Source organism: Candidatus Methanoliparum sp. LAM-1 (genome assembly GCF_020885915.1).
Lineage (GTDB): Archaea > Halobacteriota > Methanoliparia > Methanoliparales > Methanoliparaceae > Methanoliparum > Methanoliparum thermophilum.
In genome coordinates, this window is sequence record NZ_AP025251.1 from 1066359 (window position 1) to 1086150 (window position 19792).

Annotated in this window: 26 protein-coding genes; 23 read left to right on the plus strand and 3 right to left on the minus strand. The window is 36.1% G+C overall.

Going from position 1 to position 19792, the window contains the following annotated elements; genetic code table 11:
• Window positions 1-7: 7 nt before the first annotated feature.
• From LPC15_RS05850 to LPC15_RS05950, 21 genes are all read left to right on the plus strand, one after another.
• Complete coding sequence (locus tag LPC15_RS05850) at window positions 8-628, plus strand: ThaI family type II restriction endonuclease (RefSeq protein ID WP_229234434.1); 621 nt, start codon at window positions 8-10, stop codon at window positions 626-628.
• Entirely contained in the window at window positions 629-1552 is a 924-nt protein-coding gene (locus LPC15_RS05855; RefSeq protein WP_229234435.1) for a DNA-methyltransferase, read from the plus strand. It abuts the gene before it with no gap.
• Window positions 1545-2288, plus strand: coding sequence for an isopentenyl phosphate kinase (locus LPC15_RS05860; protein WP_229234436.1), 744 nt, complete (start codon window positions 1545-1547; stop codon window positions 2286-2288). The genes LPC15_RS05855 and LPC15_RS05860 overlap by 8 nt, the downstream gene beginning before the upstream one ends.
• Before the next feature lie 18 nt (window positions 2289-2306).
• Entirely contained in the window at window positions 2307-2852 is a 546-nt protein-coding gene (hxlB, locus tag LPC15_RS05865) for a 6-phospho-3-hexuloisomerase (protein WP_229234437.1), read from the plus strand.
• Window positions 2853-3053: 201 nt separating this feature from the next.
• The gene (locus LPC15_RS05870) at window positions 3054-4112 is read left to right on the plus strand and encodes a M42 family metallopeptidase (protein WP_229234438.1); all 1059 of its coding nucleotides are present in this window, start codon (window positions 3054-3056) and stop codon (window positions 4110-4112) included.
• Window positions 4112-5581, plus strand: coding sequence for a 2-isopropylmalate synthase (locus LPC15_RS05875; RefSeq protein WP_229234439.1), 1470 nt, complete (start codon window positions 4112-4114; stop codon window positions 5579-5581). Before LPC15_RS05870 ends, LPC15_RS05875 begins: the two co-directional genes overlap by 1 nt.
• An 8-nt stretch (window positions 5582-5589) precedes the next feature.
• Entirely contained in the window at window positions 5590-7299 is a 1710-nt protein-coding gene (ilvB, locus tag LPC15_RS05880; RefSeq protein ID WP_229234440.1) for a biosynthetic-type acetolactate synthase large subunit, read from the plus strand.
• On the plus strand, window positions 7296-7799 hold the full coding sequence (gene ilvN / locus LPC15_RS05885) for an acetolactate synthase small subunit (RefSeq protein WP_229234441.1): 504 nt from the start codon (window positions 7296-7298) through the stop codon (window positions 7797-7799). Before ilvB ends, ilvN begins: the two co-directional genes overlap by 4 nt.
• Window positions 7800-7802: 3 nt before the next feature.
• Entirely contained in the window at window positions 7803-8780 is a 978-nt protein-coding gene (gene ilvC, locus LPC15_RS05890; RefSeq protein WP_229234442.1) for a ketol-acid reductoisomerase, read from the plus strand.
• Between the two features lie 19 nt (window positions 8781-8799).
• Window positions 8800-9390 (plus strand): 50S ribosomal protein L15e, encoded by a 591-nt coding sequence (locus tag LPC15_RS05895; RefSeq protein WP_420709511.1) that lies wholly within the window; start codon window positions 8800-8802, stop codon window positions 9388-9390.
• Window positions 9371-10087, plus strand: coding sequence for an RNase P subunit p30 family protein (locus tag LPC15_RS05900; RefSeq protein ID WP_229234444.1), 717 nt, complete (start codon window positions 9371-9373; stop codon window positions 10085-10087). Before LPC15_RS05895 ends, LPC15_RS05900 begins: the two co-directional genes overlap by 20 nt.
• On the plus strand, window positions 10084-10416 hold the full coding sequence (locus LPC15_RS05905) for an Rpp14/Pop5 family protein (protein WP_229234445.1): 333 nt from the start codon (window positions 10084-10086) through the stop codon (window positions 10414-10416). The genes LPC15_RS05900 and LPC15_RS05905 overlap by 4 nt, the downstream gene beginning before the upstream one ends.
• A gap of 43 nt (window positions 10417-10459) precedes the next feature.
• On the plus strand, window positions 10460-11218 hold the full coding sequence (gene psmA / locus LPC15_RS05910; RefSeq protein WP_420709512.1) for an archaeal proteasome endopeptidase complex subunit alpha: 759 nt from the start codon (window positions 10460-10462) through the stop codon (window positions 11216-11218).
• Window positions 11219-11226: 8 nt separating this feature from the next.
• The gene (locus tag LPC15_RS05915) at window positions 11227-11946 is read left to right on the plus strand and encodes a ribosome assembly factor SBDS (RefSeq protein ID WP_229234447.1); all 720 of its coding nucleotides are present in this window, start codon (window positions 11227-11229) and stop codon (window positions 11944-11946) included.
• Window positions 11943-12602 carry an exosome complex RNA-binding protein Rrp4 gene (rrp4, locus tag LPC15_RS05920; RefSeq protein ID WP_229234448.1) on the plus strand — a complete coding sequence of 220 codons (660 nt, stop codon included), beginning with the start codon at window positions 11943-11945 and terminating at the stop codon, window positions 12600-12602. Before LPC15_RS05915 ends, rrp4 begins: the two co-directional genes overlap by 4 nt.
• The gene (rrp41, locus tag LPC15_RS05925) at window positions 12589-13320 is read left to right on the plus strand and encodes an exosome complex exonuclease Rrp41 (protein ID WP_229234449.1); all 732 of its coding nucleotides are present in this window, start codon (window positions 12589-12591) and stop codon (window positions 13318-13320) included. Before rrp4 ends, rrp41 begins: the two co-directional genes overlap by 14 nt.
• Entirely contained in the window at window positions 13321-14127 is an 807-nt protein-coding gene (gene rrp42, locus LPC15_RS05930) for an exosome complex protein Rrp42 (RefSeq protein ID WP_229234450.1), read from the plus strand.
• 30 nt (window positions 14128-14157) lie between these two features.
• Window positions 14158-14412, plus strand: a complete 255-nt coding sequence (locus LPC15_RS05935) for a 50S ribosomal protein L37ae (protein ID WP_229234451.1) — start codon at window positions 14158-14160, stop codon at window positions 14410-14412.
• 14 nt (window positions 14413-14426) lie between these two features.
• Window positions 14427-14561 (plus strand): hypothetical protein, encoded by a 135-nt coding sequence (rpoP, locus tag LPC15_RS05940; RefSeq protein ID WP_229234452.1) that lies wholly within the window; start codon window positions 14427-14429, stop codon window positions 14559-14561.
• A gap of 6 nt (window positions 14562-14567) precedes the next feature.
• Complete coding sequence (locus LPC15_RS05945) at window positions 14568-14834, plus strand: KEOPS complex subunit Pcc1 (RefSeq protein ID WP_229234453.1); 267 nt, start codon at window positions 14568-14570, stop codon at window positions 14832-14834.
• A gap of 7 nt (window positions 14835-14841) precedes the next feature.
• Complete coding sequence (locus tag LPC15_RS05950) at window positions 14842-15189, plus strand: prefoldin subunit beta (RefSeq protein ID WP_267496979.1); 348 nt, start codon at window positions 14842-14844, stop codon at window positions 15187-15189.
• A gap of 15 nt (window positions 15190-15204) precedes the next feature.
• Here LPC15_RS05950 and pdxT read toward each other — a convergent pair whose 3' ends face one another.
• Both pdxT and pdxS read right to left on the minus strand, forming a co-directional pair.
• Window positions 15205-15837: a pyridoxal 5'-phosphate synthase glutaminase subunit PdxT gene (pdxT, locus tag LPC15_RS05955; protein WP_324255076.1), complete on the minus strand. Its 633-nt coding sequence runs from the start codon at window positions 15835-15837 to the stop codon at window positions 15205-15207.
• Window positions 15806-16705, minus strand: coding sequence for a pyridoxal 5'-phosphate synthase lyase subunit PdxS (gene pdxS / locus LPC15_RS05960; RefSeq protein ID WP_229234455.1), 900 nt, complete (start codon window positions 16703-16705; stop codon window positions 15806-15808). The genes pdxT and pdxS overlap by 32 nt, the downstream gene beginning before the upstream one ends.
• Window positions 16706-16859: 154 nt before the next feature.
• Between pdxS and polX the strand changes: the two genes are divergently transcribed.
• The gene (gene polX / locus LPC15_RS05965) at window positions 16860-18557 is read left to right on the plus strand and encodes a DNA polymerase/3'-5' exonuclease PolX (RefSeq protein ID WP_229234456.1); all 1698 of its coding nucleotides are present in this window, start codon (window positions 16860-16862) and stop codon (window positions 18555-18557) included.
• A 56-nt stretch (window positions 18558-18613) separates the two neighbouring features.
• Window positions 18614-18895 (plus strand): Asp-tRNA(Asn)/Glu-tRNA(Gln) amidotransferase subunit GatC, encoded by a 282-nt coding sequence (gene gatC / locus LPC15_RS05970; RefSeq protein ID WP_229234457.1) that lies wholly within the window; start codon window positions 18614-18616, stop codon window positions 18893-18895.
• A gap of 23 nt (window positions 18896-18918) precedes the next feature.
• On the opposite strand, the gene LPC15_RS05975 is transcribed toward gatC, so the two are convergent.
• The gene (locus tag LPC15_RS05975) at window positions 18919-19713 is read right to left on the minus strand and encodes an Mrp/NBP35 family ATP-binding protein (protein ID WP_267496936.1); all 795 of its coding nucleotides are present in this window, start codon (window positions 19711-19713) and stop codon (window positions 18919-18921) included.
• Window positions 19714-19792 lie beyond the last annotated feature (79 nt).

The following is a 19792-nucleotide window of genomic DNA, read 5'->3' on the forward strand; positions in this document are numbered from 1 at the left end:
TAGTCGCTTGATAGAAATATTTGAAGACACAAAACTTGTAGAGAAGATAAGAAGGCGTTTACCCTACCTCTTCCAACTTGCAGAATTAGAAAGTTCAAGAGCAGGTAAGATAGGAATGGAGGTTGGCTCGGTCCGTGAACGAATAATCGTTGCTTTGCTCATCTATAAATTTGGTAAAGCAGATGTAGAGACTGAAATTCCTATTACTGAGCCAGAAGTGGATATAAAGTTGTTTAAAGAGCCAGTATCTATAAAAACAATTACAGGTAAAAATTTCGGAGGAGTTAAGCTTATATGGACTGTAGATGCTCAGAAAGCAAAAGAATTTCGTGAGAGCTATTATCCGCATTGCGATATTCTACTTGTCCAAATCAGCTGGAATGACACAGGAGGATTTTATTATATTCCATTGGCAACTCAAAAACGGCTTTTTGATAAAATAGGCAGAGAAAATTATATTAAACTTCCAAAACCCGGAACAAATCCAAGAGGTGTTGAAATTACTAAAGAAGCATTATCGGGTTTAGTTGAGGATAGTATGTCCAAAAGAATCGTAATAAATTGGCAAAAAACAAAGATTGAGTTTAATCCTTATAAAAGATGGGTTGATCTCTGGAGGGAGGATTAAATGGGAAACTATAAGAGAAAAGATGGGACGAGAACAAGTGTATTCGGCTCTCCGGGAAGAATTAATCATGATTCTACTCCATTTTACACAAGCAGGTTATACGAAGGACTGCCCAAGGAGGAGAGAATCAAGTATGTGGAGAATCCAATACCCTCTGAATTTCTTGATAAAGTCTTTTGCAAAACAAGTGAAGAAATGAAGGAATTGCCAGATAATAGTGTTCATCTAATGGTTACTTCTCCACCTTACAATGTGGGAAAAGAGTACGATGAGAATCTTACCCTGAGTGAGTACAGAGCATTCTTGAAAAGAGTATGGAGCGAAGTTAAAAGAGTTCTTGTCCCCGGTGGAAGAGTGTGTATTAATATCGCCAATCTTGGAAGAAAACCATACATTCCTCTCCATGCATTTATCGTTGATGATATGCTTGATTTAGGATTTTTGATGCGAGGTGAAATTATCTGGAATAAAGCTTCAAGTGGTAGTCATTCAACCGCATGGGGTAGTTGGCTTTCAGCTAAAAATCCTACACTTAGGGATATTCATGAGTATATTTTGGTCTTTTCCAAAGGGATGTTCTCAAGGGAATGTCTTGGAAGAGAAAGTACAATTTCTAAAGAGGAGTTTCTTGAATCTACAAAGAGCGTGTGGACATTTGCTGCAGAGCCAGCAACAAAAGTTGGGCATCCTGCACCATTTCCAGTAGAACTGCCTTACAGGCTGATCCAACTTTACACTTTTGAGGATGATGTTGTTTTGGATCCGTTTATAGGTAGCGGACAAACTGCAATCGCATCGATAAAAGCAAAGCGCCATTATGTCGGATACGAAATAAATGAAGAATACGTAAAGTTGGCAGAAAAACGAATCAAAGAATTCTTCTTAGAGTTTAATTCTCCCAAGTTGATTGAATTTGATGAATAAAACATTATTGAAGATCGGCGGTAGTATACTGACAAACAAGACAGGGGCTGACATATCATCGATCAAGCGGATTGCCAAAGAGATTACAAATAAGAACAAACTTGTTTTAGTACATGGTGCGGGTTACTGTGGGCATCCAGAGGCGGATCGCCTTTTAGGTAAATCAGAGATTTGTGATATCTATAACACGCATCGGGCGGTATCAAAGCTTAACAGCATATTTTTGGATTTTTTATCCGATGAGATTCCAGTAGTTCCTATTCATCCGTTGAACGTGGTGATCGCAAACGATGGACGAATAACTGCTTTTGATATTAATTGTATAAAAAACGCGTTAGAAAACGATATTCTGCCCGTAATTCACGGTGATATAGTCTTTGATCGTGTGCGGAAATTCTGTATAGTTTCAGGTGATCAGATAATAAGCTATCTGGCAAGGAGGTTGGATGTAGATAAGGTGGGTTTAGCCACGGACGTGGATGGTGTCTATCTGGACGGCAAGGTTTTAGAAGAGATAACCGAAAAGAACATATCAAAAGTCCTGAACCAAGATTATCATCTAGGGAAGACACACGATGTCACTGGAGGAATGCTGGGCAAGATTAAAGAGTTGTGGGGGTTGTCTGTGGAAAGCGTAATATTTAACGGATCAACCGTTGGAAACATAAACCGCTTTTTAAGCGGGGAACCCGTAGGCGGGACGATTATAAAACCATCACGAATCGAAGATTTGTGATAACAATGTCGTGTAAAAATGAGTGAAATATATAAAGAGTCCGTAAAGGTTATTATTAGAGTTATAAACGATACGGTCGAACAGATAGATAAAAATGACGTAGAAAACTTAGAAAATGCCATATTAACTGCATCTAAGGTTTTTTTGATAGGATTAGGTAGATCTGGATTGGTTGCTAAAGGTTTTGCTATGAGGCTTATGCATATAGGTATTGATACATATGTGGTGATGGAAACGATTACACCCGCTGCATCTAACAAAGATCTTTTAATCGTTATATCCAGTTCGGGTAATAAAGGATCATTGATAGAGATTACAAAGCTAGCAAAAAAAGTAGGTATGACAGTTGTATCTATAACTTCAAATCCAGACTCACTTATAGGGAACTTGTCTGATAAGGTAGTATTTATTCCAAAGGTAGCAAATTCATGCTCATTGGCACCGCTTAACACTTTTTTTGAAGATACAGTAATGGTCTTTACAGATGGTGTTATTGCAGAATTAATGAATAAGATGGGTAAAACAGAATCAGACATGAAGAAAAGACATTCAATATTAGAATGAACGAATTTAAATACGATTATTTTATAGTTAAGAACCAAATATATTAACCTTTTAAGATCGTGGCGAATGATCTACGATGATCGATTTGATTAATAGAGGGATAACGCTTTCTTCTGGATAACTTCTATCTTTGACATAGATAAAAAAGTATAAAAAAGTTAATATTTGGCTATAAATAATAAACCATAAAGAGGGGGATAAATGGAAAGAGTAAGAGAGACTCTAGAAAAACTATCGAATGCCTGTGGTATTTCTGGTAGAGAATGCAATATAAGAGAGATTTTGGAAGACGAGATGAAAGATTGTGTTGATGAGATAAAGGAGGATGCACTAGGCAATCTTATTGCCATTAAATATGGTAAAAAACCAAAAGAAACAAGAAAAAAAGTAATGTTGGCCGCACATATGGATGAAATCGGTTTAATGGTAAAGTATATCGATGATGATGGATTTATAAGGTTTATAGGGATTGGTGGCTGGTTTTATCCTTCTTTGTTAAATACTCAAGTTATATTACATGGATCAAATGGGCCCATAAAAGGAGTGATTGGATCTAAACCTCCACATATACTCTCCGAAGAAGAGAGAAAAAAGCAAATAAGATTAGAAGATTTGTTTATAGATATCGGTGCAAAGAATAGAGAGGAAGTACGAAATGCAGGAATACGGGAAGGAACACCTGTAACGATAGATGTATCATTAAAAGATCTGTTGAACGATAGAGTAACTGGTAAATCTTTAGATAATAGGGCAGGTCTGACTGTATTAATAGAGTTTATGAGAAGAATAGACCATCTTGACTGTGATATATATGCAGTAGGAACAGTTCAGGAAGAAGTAGGATTAAAAGGAGCGAAAACATCATCTTTTGAGATTAATCCTGATTTTGCACTTGTTATAGATACAACCATACCTCAAGACCATCCTGGTATCGATCCGAAAAGATCCATGATAGAGATAGATAAAGGACCGGTAATAACTATAGCAGATGCTTCAGGAAGAGGATTAATCGCACCTGAAAAGATAATCGATTGGCTTATAAACGTTGCCAAAGATAAAGATATACCATATCAACTGGAAGTATCAGAAGGTGGAACGACTGATGCCACATCTATCCATTTATCAAGGGCAGGAATACCAACAGGTGTGATAAGCATTCCTACAAGATATATTCACTCTCCAGTAGAAGTACTCAGTATAAAGGATATAGATAATACAGTTGAATTAATTGTTCAGGCACTAAAAGATGTGGATCTTTGATGAATAAAATACTTTTTTTAGATACAACATTAAGAGACGGGGAACAGACTCCCGGAATTTCTCTAACAAAGGATGAAAAACTGTTGATTGCAAAAGAAGTGGATACTCTGGGTGTGGACATAATAGAGGCAGGTGCTGTGGCTGTTTCAGATGGCGAGAGATCTGCAATAAAAGATATTGTAAAAGAAGGATTAAATGCGGAGATATGCACATATTCAAGGGCTATCAGGTCTGATATAGATTACGCACTGGATTGTAATGTCGATTCGATACATCTGGTCGTTCCTACATCAGAACTCCATATGAGAAAGATAGGAAAAAATAGTGAAGAAGTAGAAGATATGGTTATCGAGTCCATAAAATATGCGAAAGACCATGGTTTGATAGTAGAATTAAGCGGGGAAGATGCTTCAAGAGCCAATTTGGATAATTTAATAAGATTATATAAAAAAGGAGAAGAATACAAGGCGGATAGAATATGTCTATGCGATACTGTAGGAATTTTGATTCCTGAAAGAACAGAAGAAATATTTTCAAAGATCAAAAAAGAGATATCTATACCGATAGCGATACATGCACATGACGATTTCGGATTGGCTACTGCAAATTCGATAATTGCGTTAAGGAATGGAGCATCTGAGGTGCATGTTGCAATAAACGGGCTTGGAGAGAGAGCAGGAAATACATGTTTAGAAGAGGTCTCATCTGCATTAAAATTTTTATACAAAGAAGATATAGATATCAAGATGGAGAAGATATACAAGGTATCTAGAACAGTCTCAAAAATAACAGGGATCAATGTTCAGCCCAATAAAGCAATAGTTGGTAATAATGCCTTTACTCATGAGGCAGGTATCCATGTTCATGGTATTGCCAAGGATCCGTCCACATATGAGCCTATAAAACCAGAGTTAGTCGGGCGGGAAAGAAGGATTGTTCTTGGAAAACATACCGGAAGAAAGTCTGTAGAGATTGCACTTAAAGGATTTGGACTGGAATTTAGCAAAGAAGATCTAGAAGAGATATTTAAACGGGTTAAAGAGATAGGAGATAGAGGCAGGAGGATAACAGATGGCGATCTCCTAGCAATCGCTGAAAATGTTCTTGCGTTATCATATAGACAGAGAGTTAGGCTTATAGAATACAACGTAGTTACTGGAAATAAGATAAAATCTACGGCATCGATGATTCTAGATATAGACGATAAAGAGCATATAGAGGCAGATGTTGGTGTTGGACCGGTAGATGCCGCGATAAATGCGTTAAGAAAGACTATATCAGAGATAACCGATATCTCATTAGACGAGTATCATGTTGATGCGATAAGTGGTGGAACCGATGCCTTGGTAGATGTATCTGTAAAATTATCACGAAACGGAAAGAGTATCACTACAAGTGGCGTGGATGTCGATATAATAAAAGCATCTATAGATGCCGTAATATCGGGTATAAATAGACTGTTGAAGTGATTTTTGTTATGTCTAAAAATAAAAAAGTAAAAGGAACAAAGATAATCGTCGACTCTTTGAAGGATGAGAAGGTAGAATATATATTCGGTATTCCAGGTGGTTCGATTATACCACTATATGACGAATATTATGATTCGGATATAAAGCATATCTTAATGAGACACGAACAGGCGGCCGCTCATGCTGCAGATGGATACGCTCGTGCTACCGGTAAAACAGGTGTATGTACAACTACATCTGGTCCTGGTGCTACAAATCTTGTTACCGGAATTGCAACAGCATATATGGATTCTGTACCATTGGTTGCCTTAACAGGACAGGTAGAGACTATATCTATTGGTAACGATGCATTTCAAGAGGCAGATATTACTGGAATAACCCTATCAATTACCAAACATAATTATCTTGTCAAGGATGTAGATGAGTTACAAAGGATTATAAAAGAAGCGTTTTATATCGCTTCTACTGGAAGGCCTGGGCCTGTACTGATAGATTTACCTAAAGACGTTCAAACTGGAGAGACGGAGTATGATCCTAATATTACTGTAAACCTAAGAGGATATAAACCAACTTACAAAGGACATCCTGTTCAGATAAAAAAAGCTGCAGATATGATTTTAAACGCAGAAAGGGCTATTATAATAGCTGGTGGTGGAGTAACAATATCTGGAGCAAATAAAGAGCTTATAAATTTGTCGGAGTTATTAAACATCCCGGTTGCTACAACAATAATGGGTAAAGGTACTTTTCCTGAAGATCACCCATTATCGTTGGGCATACTAGGAATGCATGGTACCACATATGCAAACTATTCCGTATCGGATTCAGATCTTATACTCGCTATAGGTACGCGATTTAGTGATAGAGTAACGGGGGATGCAAGCCGATTTGCACCAGATGCAAAGATAATCCATATAGATATAGATCCAGCCGAGATAGGAAAGAATGTAAGAGTAGATCTGCCTATCGTGGGGGATTCCAAAAATATCCTTAATTCATTGTTAAGTATTTTAAAAACAAAGATTAGTAATGAGAATAAAGGTAGATATAAAAAATGGATTGAAAAGGTATCTACATGGAAGATGGAACATCCATTACATTTTAATGAAAAAACAGACACATTAAAGCCACAATACGTTATAAAAAGGCTTTATGAGATTACGAAAGGGAATGCAATCATAGTTACAGAAGTGGGACAACATCAAATGTGGACTGCTCAGTATTATCTATGTAAAAACCCCAGGCAGTTTATATCGTCTGGTGGGCTCGGCACTATGGGATACGGCTTTCCTGCATCTATTGGGGTAAAAATAGCCTTACCTAACAGTTTAGTATTTGATGTGGCAGGAGATGGAAGTTTTCAAATGAACTGCCAAGAACTTGCCACAGCAGTTCAAAACAATATTGATGTAAAAGTTGCAATAATAAACAATGGTTATTTAGGAATGGTAAGACAATGGCAGGAGTTGTTTTATAATAGAAGATATTCAAATACAAGACTTGGATACTTACCTGATTTTGTAAAATTTGCAGAATCGTACAATGCAAAAGGCATAAGGGTCACAAAGAAGAGTGAGGTTGATGATGCAATACAAGAGGCAATTAGGTATGATGGTCCTGTCTTGATAGATTTTAGAGTTGAGGAAGAGGAGAACGTCTTTCCTATGGTACCTGCAGGAAAAACTCTGACAAACATAATCGAGGTTGATAAAAGATGAGACATGTTTTGGCGGCATTGGTAGAGAATAAGCCTGGTACCCTTGCAAGGATACTTAATCTATTCAGAAGAAGAGGGTTTAATATAGAAAGTGCCGCTGTTGGAGAGACAGATGATCCAGGTATATCAAGATTGACTATTGTAGTAAACGGAGATAACAATGTGGTTGAACAGGTCATAAAACAGTTAAATAAGCTGATTGAGGTAATAAAGATTAGCAATTTATCTCAAGATAGGATGGTAGGTAGAGAGTTAGCAATGATAAAAGTAGCCGTAGATAAAGAGTCTTTGAGTGAGATAATCGGATTATCTGAGATATTTAGAACAAAAATAATAGATGTTTCTACGAGATCTTTGATTATAGAGATAACTGGTGATGAAGATAAGGTGAATGCGTTCGTAGATATTATGCGACGGTTTGGTATTAAGGAGATGGCAAGAACAGGACTAGTGGCTCTTGCAAGAGGACAAAAAGCAACAGAAATAGAGAGGGAGGATTAAAAAATGGCAAAAATATTTTATGACAAAGATATAAGATTAGAAGTTTTAAAAGAGAAGAAGATAGCTGTGATAGGCTATGGAAGTCAAGGAAGACATCAAGCGTTGAACATAAGAGATTCTGGATTTGATGTAATTATTGGCCAAAGAGAGGGAAAATCTGCAGAAGAGGCTAGAAAAGATGGTTTTGAGGTAATATCCGCTTCAGATGCAGCAAAAAAGGGAGATTTAATAATACTTACTGTACCAGATGAATTACACGAATCGGTTTATAAAGAGATGATGAACAATATCACGGAAGGAAAGACGCTTGGTGTATGTCATGGATTCAGCATACTTTATGGACTGATAAAACCACCAGAAGATATAGATGTGGTAATGATAGCGCCGAAAGCACCTGGACCGACGGTTAGGAGTACTTATATTGGTGGATCAGGTGTCCCATCTGCCGTTGCCGTATATCAAGATTATACCGGCGAGGCTCTACAAAAAGCTTTGGCATGGGGTTCTGCGATAGGATCGGGACGTGTAGGGATAATTGAGACAACATTTACAGAAGAGGTTGAGACTGATCTGTTTGGAGAGATTACAGTCTTATGCGGTGGTGTAGCAGAATTGATCAAAGCAGGATTCAATACACTTGTAGATGCAGGATATCAACCAGAGATCGCTTATTTTGAATGTTGTAATGAGCTTAAGTTGATTGTGGATTTGATATATAGCGGTGGGCTTGAAAATATGTGGTATTCGGTCAGTAATACTGCCGAGTATGGTGGTAGAGTATATGGAAAAGCGATTATTGATGATTCGGTAAAGGAGAATATGAAGGATATGCTCGATTTTATCAGAAGCGGACGGTATGGAAGGGATATGATATTAGAACAGAGAACAGATATGAATCAACTAAAGAGGTATAGAGAGTTAGAAAAAGATGAGTTGATAGAAGTAGTAGGCAAAAAATTAAGAGATATGATGAAAATATGAAGAAAGGCAAGGAATGACGATGTCAAGATCGATGTATAGTTATATAAGCAAAGCATGGGATAGACCAAGAGACACTTATGTTAAGGATATCCAATGGACAAGGCTTCAAAGATGGAGAAAAGAGCCAGCCGTTGTGGTGATAGACCATCCAACACGGATTGATAGGGCAAGATCTCTTGGATATAAGGCAAAACAGGGTATCATCACGGCAAGGGTCAGAGTTAGACGTGGTGGTCTCAGAAAATCAAGGTTTTATCGTCGTAGAAGAACAAAAAGGATGGGTATCAATAAGAAGACGATGGGTAAGAGTATTCAAAGAATTGCCGAAGAAAGGGCAGCACGAAAGTTCCCTAATTTGGAGGTCTTGAATAGTTACTGGGTTGGAGAGGATGGGATATCCAAATGGTACGAGATCATTCTGATAGATCCAAATCATCCTGTAATAAAATCGGATAAAAATTTGAACTGGATCTGTACACCCAGTAATAATAGGCGAGTATATCGAGGAAAAACGAGCGCTGGTAAGAAAGGAAGAGGATTATCAAAAAGAGGGATAGGTACAGAAAAAATGCGACCAAGTATAAGATCTAATGATAGAAAAGGAAAGTAAACACAAGATAAGAATCTACGATTGCATCTTTTACAATAGCATTAGCAGTACTTACGAGATGCTCAGGTTGTTAAAGAGATATGGTTTCAGTGGTGCGGTAGTCTTTTTTGACGAAGAGAACTTTGATAAGGATATTATCAGAGAATTAACGTTTATAACGCCCAAAAATTTTGATGTATTTCATGGTTTAGAGATAAGAGTAGAGTCTTTATCAAACCTGAAGAGAAAGATATCGGATTATAGAGATAAGATAGATATCATCGCGGTTAATGGTGGTGATGATAAGATTAATAGAATGGCATCCAAAGAAAGATATATAGATATTATTAGGAATACGGATCAAGGTAAAGGGATAGATCATATTACTGCGAGATTTGCTGCAGAAAACGATGTCATGATAGACTTCTGTATTGGTAATCTAATCTATAATAAACGATCGCTACCGGCGATGCTTGGAAAAATGAGGAAAAATTTAATGCTTGTCAAGAAATATGGAGGTATGACCATCCTCTCCAGTGGCGGGAGAGATAAGTTTGGAGTGAGACCATATAGGCAGATATTGGCTTTATCCAGATTCTTTGGAATGGAGAGAGATGATGGCTTGAGATCTTTGAGAGCTATATGTAACATAATAAAAAAGAACAAGAAGTATAGAGACGGAAGACTGGTATCCGAAGGTATTGAGATAATATCATGAAGATTCTACCATCTTCCCTCCGATTTAAAAGACGGTATATCGCGTTTGAGCTTGTTTGTGATGAAAAGATAGATGAGAAGGATTTAATAGATACAATATGGTCCACAGGCATTTTTTTAGTGGGTGCGTACAAGATGAGCCTATGCAACATACGTATGATAGATTATAAGGGTAAAAGAGGTATCATAAGTTGCGCTCGTGAAGAGGTGGATACATTAAGAGCTATATTAACTATCATAGACAAAATAAACGATAAAAAAGTTGCAGTAAACATATTAGGTGTTGGAGGAAGTATTAAAAAAGTTAATAAAAAGTATATAAGGACATAAAATAATAAAATATAGATAAGAACAAAAGGAGTAATTTAAAATGATGGGACCACAAATGGGATATGATCGGGCTATTACAGTATTTAGCCCAGATGGAAGACTATTTCAAGTAGAATATGCACGAGAGGCAGTTAAAAGAGGTACTACCGCAATAGGCATAAAATCAAGTGAAGGTGTGGTGTTGTTGGTAGATAAAAGGATAACCAGTAATCTATTAATACCAGAATCCATCGAGAAGATATTCAAAATAGATGACCATATCGCTATAGCAACGTCTGGTTTAGTAGCAGATTCTCGTGTTTTAGTAGATAGAGCAAGACTAGAATGTCAGATTAATAAACTGACTTATGATGAACCTATAAGAGTAGAGGGGTTGGCAAAAAGGATAAGCGATCATAAACAACAATATACACAATACGGCGGAGTCAGACCATATGGTGCAGCACTGTTAATTGCAGGCGTGGATAATAATGGAGCAAGACTATTTGAGACGGATCCAAGCGGAGCCTTGGTGGAGTACTTGGCCACGGCCATTGGAGAAGGGCGGGATACTGTTTTGAAACTTTTAGAAGAGGAGATTGATCCTGAAAAAAGAATTTCATTCGAGGATTCTATATTTTTAGGGTTAAAATGCCTATATAATATTGCAAAAGATAAATTGAATGCAGAAACTATAGAGATAGGATACATCCTGATCAAAGATGCAATAGTTAGAAAGATGGACCCGAAAGATGTACGAGAATATGTTGAAAAAGTAAAATATTTGTATAAAGATGAGATAAACAAAGAAGACAAAGAGTGATCTATTCTGTGGTAACTTTAGATGATTCAATAATTGTTAGGTATAAGGGTTACGGTAAGAAGTTTGAGATTTTTGCAGACCCAGACCTTGCTTTTGCATTACGTACTAGAGAGATAGAGGATGTAGACCTGGATAAATTGTTAGCAGTGGAAGAGATATTTGAAAACGCTCAAGAGGGAAAAAGAGCCTCAAGAGAGGATTTACTCGAGGTTTTCAAGACAGACGATATATACGATGTGGCAAAGAAGATTATAGAGAAGGGAGAATTAGGATTAACTGCTAAACAAAGAAAAGATATGCAAGATAGAAAGAAGATGCAAATTATTTCATTGATCGCTAAAGATGCAATAAATCCTCAAACAAATACACCTCATCCACCTGCACGAATAGAAAGAGCTATAGAGGAGGCAAAAGTAAATATAGATCCTTTTAAAAATACAGAAGAGTTGTTGAAAGAGGTAATTAAGGCAATAAGACCAATAATTCCTATAAAATTTGAAAAATTAAAAATTGCAGTCAAAATTCCTCCAGAATATGCTGGAAGATCATACGGAGCGATCGCAAATTTTGCAAATATAAAACGAGAAGAGTGGGGTGCAGATGGATCATGGATGGCATTAGTGGAGGTCTCAGCATCGTTACAATCAGAATTTTACGGATTGGTTAACAAGTTAACGAGAGGTGAGGGTGAAGTAAAGTTAATTAAAGATTTGAGTGGTAAAAAATGAGTAAAGATATTGTTATACCGGGATATCTGCTTGGTGAGGATATAAATGGTGGAGATGGTACTTTTAAGGAGGGTAATAGAGTTTACTCGGCAGTTTATGGGATAGCAAAAAGAGTGAACAATAAGATAGAGGTTATCTCTTTAAAAGGTAAATATAATCCTAAAAAAGGAGACTTACTGATAGGAATAGTGACAGATATAACGTTTTCTATGTGGATACTTGATATAAATTCACCATATTACGGATTTTTACATCTATCTGATTATACCAAAAAGATAGAGAAAGAAGATATGTCTAAAGAGATTGGGATCGGAGAGACGGTTATTGCAAAGGTAAAAGAGATAGAGATGCCCATAAGGATAAATTTGACCATGAATGATAATAGATGTAAAATAATCCGCACTGGTGTTGTAATTGATGTCTCTTATGCCAAAATTCCAGATATAATTGGAAAAGGAGGATCTACAATAAATTTAATAAAGAAAAAAACAAACTGCGATATTTATGTAGCACAAAATGGAAGAGTCTGGATAAATGGCAGTGATGAGATGATTAAATTAGCAATAAATATTATAAAAATGGTTGAAAAGGATGGGTGTTTTGATAACATTTCAGAAAAAATAACCAGAGAGATAGATAAAGATGGAGATAGATGAAAAACCTGAGAGATTTATAGTAGATGGTCTTAGGCTTGATGGAAGAAAAAAAGATGAAATTAGGCCAATAAAGATGGAAGCGGGTGTGATGAATAGGGCCGATGGATCCTGTTATATTGAGTGGGGTAATAATAAGATCATTGCCGCTGTTTATGGTCCGAGAGAGGTACATCCACGCCATCTACAGGAAACATACCGGGCTATCTTAAGGTATCGCTATAATATGGCATCTTTTGCAGTAGATGAAAGAAGGAGGCCTGGTCCTGATAGAAGGAGTATAGAGATATCTAAGGTTAGCAGAGAGGCTATAGAGCCAGTTTTAATGCTTGAACAATATCCAAGATCCTCGATAGATGTTTTTGTAGAGGTTTTGCAGGCAGATGCAGGAACGAGAGCTGCAGGAATTACCGCTGCATCTGTTGCATTGGCTGATGCAGGAATACCAATGAGAAATCTTGTATCTGCTATATCCGTAGGTAAAGTGGACGGTGAAGTAGTACTGGATCTTAATAAGATAGAAGATAATTTTGGAGATGCAGATATGCCGGTTGCTATGATTGTTGAAAGTGGTGAGGTAACTTTACTACAGATGGACGGGATTTTTACCAAAAATGAGTTTATAGAGGCGATGGAGTTAGCAAAGAGGGGATGTAGTCAGATTTATGATATACAGAGAGATTGTTTAATCTCAAAATATAAAAAATTAGATAGTGATTAGATGAGTAGCGAAGATATATTATCAGAAATCCGCCGAGATTATATCTATAGGTTGGTAAGAAACGGCGAGAGGATAGACGGAAGAAAATTTGATGAGTACAGGGAGATAAATATAGAAATTGGTCCTATTGAAAGAGCGGAGGGATCTGCACGCGTAAAATTAGGAACTACTGATGTTTTGGCGGGTGTTAAGATGCAGATAGGTGAGCCATTTCCAGATACACCAGATCAAGGTGTGATAATAACAAATGCAGAATTGATACCGCTTGCATCACCAACATTTGAGCCAGGACCACCTGATGAGAATGCAATAGAACTTGCAAGGATCGTAGATAGGGGCATAAGAAGTTCTAACGCTATAGATCTCGATAAATTATGCATAGATCCTGGTAAAGAGGTCTGGATGGTATTTATAGATCTACATATACTCGATCATAATGGAAACCTTGTCGATGCGTCATCACTTGCTGCCATAGCTGCTTTGTTCAATACTAAAATTCCTAACACCAAATTTGGTATAGATAAAGATGATGAAAGATTGGCTATAAACGATATTCCTATAGCAACCACCTCAACAGAGATAGATAATAATTTTATCTTTGATCCATGCTTAGATGAAGAAAATGCTGCAAATGTTGCATTAACGGTTATAATTACTAGTAAAGGAGAATTATGTGGAATGCAGAAGAGCGGTATAGGTAGAATTCCTGTTGAAACTCTTCCTAATATTATAGATTCTTCTATAAATATGGGAGAAAAAATAAGAAAGATATTATTAAAAGCATTAGAGAATAATATAACAGTATAATCAATTTTTATTTATTAAAGGAGAGTGTATATGGCAAAAAAAAGTAAAAAAATAAGATCTGCTGGAAAGTATGGACCTCGATACGGCAGAAAAATTCGTAAATTGGCTGCAGATATAGAAGATAAGATGCGTGTTAGGTATAAATGCTCACATTGTGGGCATTATGCAGTAAAAAGAGTTGGTACAGCCATTTGGAAATGTTCTAAATGTGGTTATACCTTCTCCGGAGGAGCTTACGTGCCTAAAACGCCTGTTTACTTATCTTTAGAAAATAAGTCCAAATAAGGGGGTAAGGATACTTGTACCGGTGCATAAAATGCAATAAAGTTGTCGAGATAAGTGATCATAGAGAGATAAGATGTCCTTTTTGTGGAAATCGTATCTTTTTGAAAGAAAGACCGGTAGCGTTTATAAAAGAGGTTAAAGCAGAATAAGTAGAGATGATGCAACAAAAATATGAGTTTAATCTATCGATAGATGGAGATACCAGATTAATAGAGTTGCTATATAACAATCTGATCATCGAGACGGAAAAGTCTTATGCAAGCAGATGTGGGATAGAGATACGGAGAGAAAAAGGATCTTTCAAGCTTAATATAGTATCTAATGATATAGTATCATTAAGAGCCAATATAAATACGTGGCTTAGATTTATAAAAGTGGTAGAAGATATTTACAAAATAGTAAAAGGGGGTGATTTAAATTAGTGGACAGATACCACCACAACTACAAAATCAAATAATGCAGTTACAGCAAATACAAGTACAGTTACAGGCATTGCAAGAACAAAAAACGCAGATAGAAGCTATCTTGAGAGATAGTGATGATGCTTTGGAAGAGTTAAATAAAGCAAAGGATGACGAGATAGTTTATAAAAGCGTCGGAGAGATATTAGTAAAGAGCACTAAAGATGATGCAATAAAAGAGTTAACCGAGAAGAAAGAGATGATGAATATTAGAAAACAAACGCTAGATAGACAGGAAGAGAGATTGAAAAATAGGTTAAATCAACTCCAAGAACAGCTACAAAATATTCTTGGTGGAATGAAAGGAGAGGCATGAAAAACCTCTTCTGTATTATATTTTATTCGTTTTTAATTTTCTAAGATTAGATCTTACCAATTCCAAAAATAGATCTTGAAAGATAAGATCTCTTGATAATTCTGGATGAAAACAAAATCCCATAATATTGCCCTCTAATACAGCAATGGGGCTATTATTATACTCTGCTAACACCTTTACATTATTTCCCACTCTTTTGATTACAGGCGCTCTTATAAAGACTGCATTAAATAATCTGTTCTGAAAACGAACTTCTATCTCGAAAGACTCTCTCTGTCTTCCGTATGAGTTTCTTTCTACATAGACATCGAGTAGTTCGATAAGATCGTCTCTCTCTTCCCCATAGACCCCTTTGGATAGCAAGATTAAACCTGCACAGGTTCCCAAGATAGGTTTTCCATTCATACCAAAATCTTTTATCTCATCAAACATTCCTTTCTTCTTCAATCCTTTCCCGATAGTAGTACTCTCCCCGCCAGGTATGACAATCCCATCACAGTATGGTAATATGCCTGCGTTTTTTATCCTGATCAAATCGAGACTATCGTCTAACGATTTAAACGCATCTAAATGTTCTCTAACATCACCTTGAATATCTATAATTCCTATTTTAATATTAGAATCCCCTGGTTTGTAACATCTCTTTATCGCTCAAACTTTCTATGTCAATCCCTTTCATAGGTTCACCAAGTCTTTTAGATACCTCTAAAAGTCTTTTTGGGTCATCATATGACTCAACAGCTTCTACTATCGCTTCAGCCATTTTTTGTGGATTTTCTGACTTGAATATACCAGACCCTACGAAAACTCCGTCTGCACCGAGTTTCATCATTAAAGCTGCATCTGCCGGGGTCGCTATACCGCCCGCAGCAAAATTGACGACAGGTAGTCTCTGCAATATTGCAGTCTCTTTGACAATCTCAAAAGGTGCATTTATCTTGTATGCAACATCTTTAAGCTCTTCATTAGTTTTTCCTTTTAACGATCTTATTTCACCCATAATTGCTTTAAAATGCCGAACAGCCTCTTTAACATCTCCTGTTCCAGCCTCTCCTTTAGTTCTTATCATTGCTGCCCCTTCATCTATCCTACGCAATGCCTCCCCCAGATTCCTTGCACCACATACAAATGGAACTTTAAACCTTTTCTTATCGATATGGCTCTCATCTGCAGGAGTCAAGACTTCAGATTCATCTATCATATCTACGCCCAAAGCTTCCAAAATTTCAGCCTCTGCAAAATGACCTATCCTAACTTTTGCCATTACAGGAATAGTAACAGCGTTCATAATCTCCTCAATTATTGCAGGATCTGCCATTCGTGCAACACCGCCTGCTTTTCTAATATCTGCAGGAACTGCATGTAGTGCCATAACCGCAATAGCTCCCGCATTTTCCGCAATAATTGCCTGTTTTTCATTGACTACATCCATTATGACACCACCTTTCTGCATTTTTGCAAAACCAAGTTTTATTAGGTCTGTTCCGTATCTTAAAGATTCTAATTTTTTATCCATTTAAATCTCCTTTTCCTTTTTTAAAATCTTAATAAATATTTTTATGTTATATTATATCTATATTGACGTTCTCGTGATATATTAAATTTTTTAAAAAGAAAATTTATATAACCTTTATGATATTATCAATAAAATAAAGATATTAACAGTTCAAATGACAAAAAATAAAGAGTTAGCGGAAATTTTAGAAAAAATGGCTAAAATTCTTGAATTTAATGGCGAGAATCCTTTCAAAATTTCTGCATATCTAAAAGCTGCCGGAGCCATACGTAATTTATCTCAAGATATAGAGAAGATAGCAAAAGATGAGAGATTAGAAGAGATACCAGGAATAGGAAAATCCATCGCTAATAAGATAAAAGAATATTTGAATACAGGTGAGATCAAAGCTTACAAAAAGGCGATTTCAGATGTACCGGAAGGTATTCTTGAATTGATGGATATACAAGGAATTGGTCCAAAAACGCTCCGTTTGATCTATGAAAAACTGCATATTAGATCTTTAGACGATCTTAGAAGGGTTATAAACGATGGTAGCCTTGCAACTCTTCCCTTAATGGGAGAAAAACGTGTTGAGAACATAAAAAAAAGTATCGAGTTTTTAGATAAGACAAAAGGAAGATTGCTTATCAACGATGCTTTAATACTTGCAGAAGAAGTGGTACGTTATTTAAATAAAGATGGGCTAATTATAGAGATAGCAGGATCATTAAGGAGAAGAAAAGAGACCATCGGAGATATAGATCTACTTGCATCTTCTGATAATAAAGATAGACTTATTGAGACCTTTATTAAAATGCCAGATATAGAAAGAGTAATTGCTTCAGGCGCTACAAAAGGGTCTATCATCCTAAAAGGAACACAAGTAGATTTGAGGATAGTAGATAAAAACTCTTACGGGTCTGCACTTCAATATTTTACCGGATCAAAGATGCATAACATAAAGCTAAGAAAGATTTCAAGAGAGAAAGGGTTTAAATTGAACGAGTACGGTGTTTTCGATGGTGATAAAAAAATTGCAGGAGAGACTGAAGAAGATGTTTATAATGCTTTAGGCTTACCATGGATACCACCAGAGTTAAGAGAAGATACTGGAGAGATAGAGGCGGCTAAATCTGGAAAATTGCCTAATCTTGTAAAGATGGAAGATATAAAAGGGGATCTTCATGTCCATTCAAATTATTCGGATGGCACATTAACATTGGAAGATATTGTTAAAGAGGCGAGTGTTTATGGATATGAGTATGTTTCCGTGTCAGATCATTCTCAATCTGTCAAATATGCTAAAGGATTGAGTATAGATAGATTAAAAAGGAGGAATGAAGAGATAGATAGGATTAATAAAGATAACAACAAAAAGAATATAGTCCTTTTGAAAGGCACAGAGGTAGATATATTGAGAGACGGTTCTTTAGATTATCCTGACGATATACTAGAAGAGTTAGATATAGTCATCGCGGCTATCCATCAGGGATTCAAAAATAATATAAATGAAAGGATGCTCTCAGCTATGAAGAATCCTAACGTCGATATAATCGCACATCCAACAGGTAGAGTCATCTATTCTAGAGAAGGATACAAGATGGATATAGAAAGATTGATAAATGATGCAAAAAGTACAGATACCATTCTTGAGATTAATTCGTATCCTAACAGGATGGATTTTAACGATATAAATTGTAAAAAAGCAAAAGAGAATGGAATAAAGATGTCTTTAGGCACAGATACGCATAGTAAAGGAATGATGAAATATATGGAATTGGGTTTAAGTATCGCTCGACGAGGCTGGTTGGAAAAAGAAGACCTGATAAACACGTATCCGCTGGAAGAATTGAAAGATAAGCTATATTAAAAATATGGTATAATTTATTATTATCAGTAAAAATATAAAATAAAGAGGTTGATAGATTGATCGATAAGAAGACTCTGGAACATATAGGCAAGCTTGCAAAGATTGAACTTGATGATAAGGATATAGATGAATTCTTACCGCAGTTGCAGTCTATATTAGACCTGTTCGATGAGATAAACAGCGTAGAGACAGAGACTGTCGAACCAACTTTTCATGTTTTCGGATTAAAAAACGTATTTAGAGAAGATGATGTTAAACCGTCCTTAGATAGAGAGGATGTACTAAAAAATGTACCAAAAAAAGAGAAAGATTACGTAAAAAGTCCAAAGATTTTATAAACGATGTTTTATAAATAATGTATTTATAGATCTTTATAAAATTTTAATACTTGATCGGCTATCTCTTTAAAAACTTCGCCCTCTTCTAACAGATTACCATTCTCACCACTCTGATATATTTTAAGATCTAGGGGTATCTTTCCTAAAAATTTTAAACCAAACTCTTTAGCAGCTTTTAGCCCTCCATTCTCTCCAAAGATATTGATATTAAAACCACAGTTAGGACATATAAAACCGCTCATGTTCTCTATTATACCGATTATCGGGATATCTAGCTTTTGTGCAAATCCTATAGCTTTTCTAGAGTTCAGTAAAGCCACGTTCTGAGGGGTAGTAACTATTATAGAACCATCTGCTTTGGTTAATTGGGCTATACTTATTGCCTCGTCTCCTGTCCCAGGTGGAAGATCGACAACAAGATAATCTAAGTTGTTCCAATCCACGTCTTGTAAAAATTGTCGTATAGCGTTGTATTTCATAGGACCTCGCCATATGACCGGCGAATCACTATTGGGCAACAAAAATCCCATGGAAACTATTCTTAGATTAGGGGTGATATCTATCGGTTTAATCTTTCCATCTTCTGTTGCTTCAAGTTTTCTATCGGATACTCCTAACAATTTTGGTACAGTAGGACCATGAATATCCGCATCCAATAATCCTACCTGTTTATCTTTTTTAGCCAACGTATAAGCCAAGTTCACAGAAACAGTAGATTTTCCAACACCACCTTTTCCAGATATTATCATGATAATATGCTTTATGTTTCCTAAATCAAGTGCTTCTATAGCTTTTTTATCCTTAGTTTTTTCGCTCATTTTATATCTCCTTTATCGCTAAATAGATCTATAAGAGTAAATTATCCTTATTTAAAATATCTATGAATATATATTAATA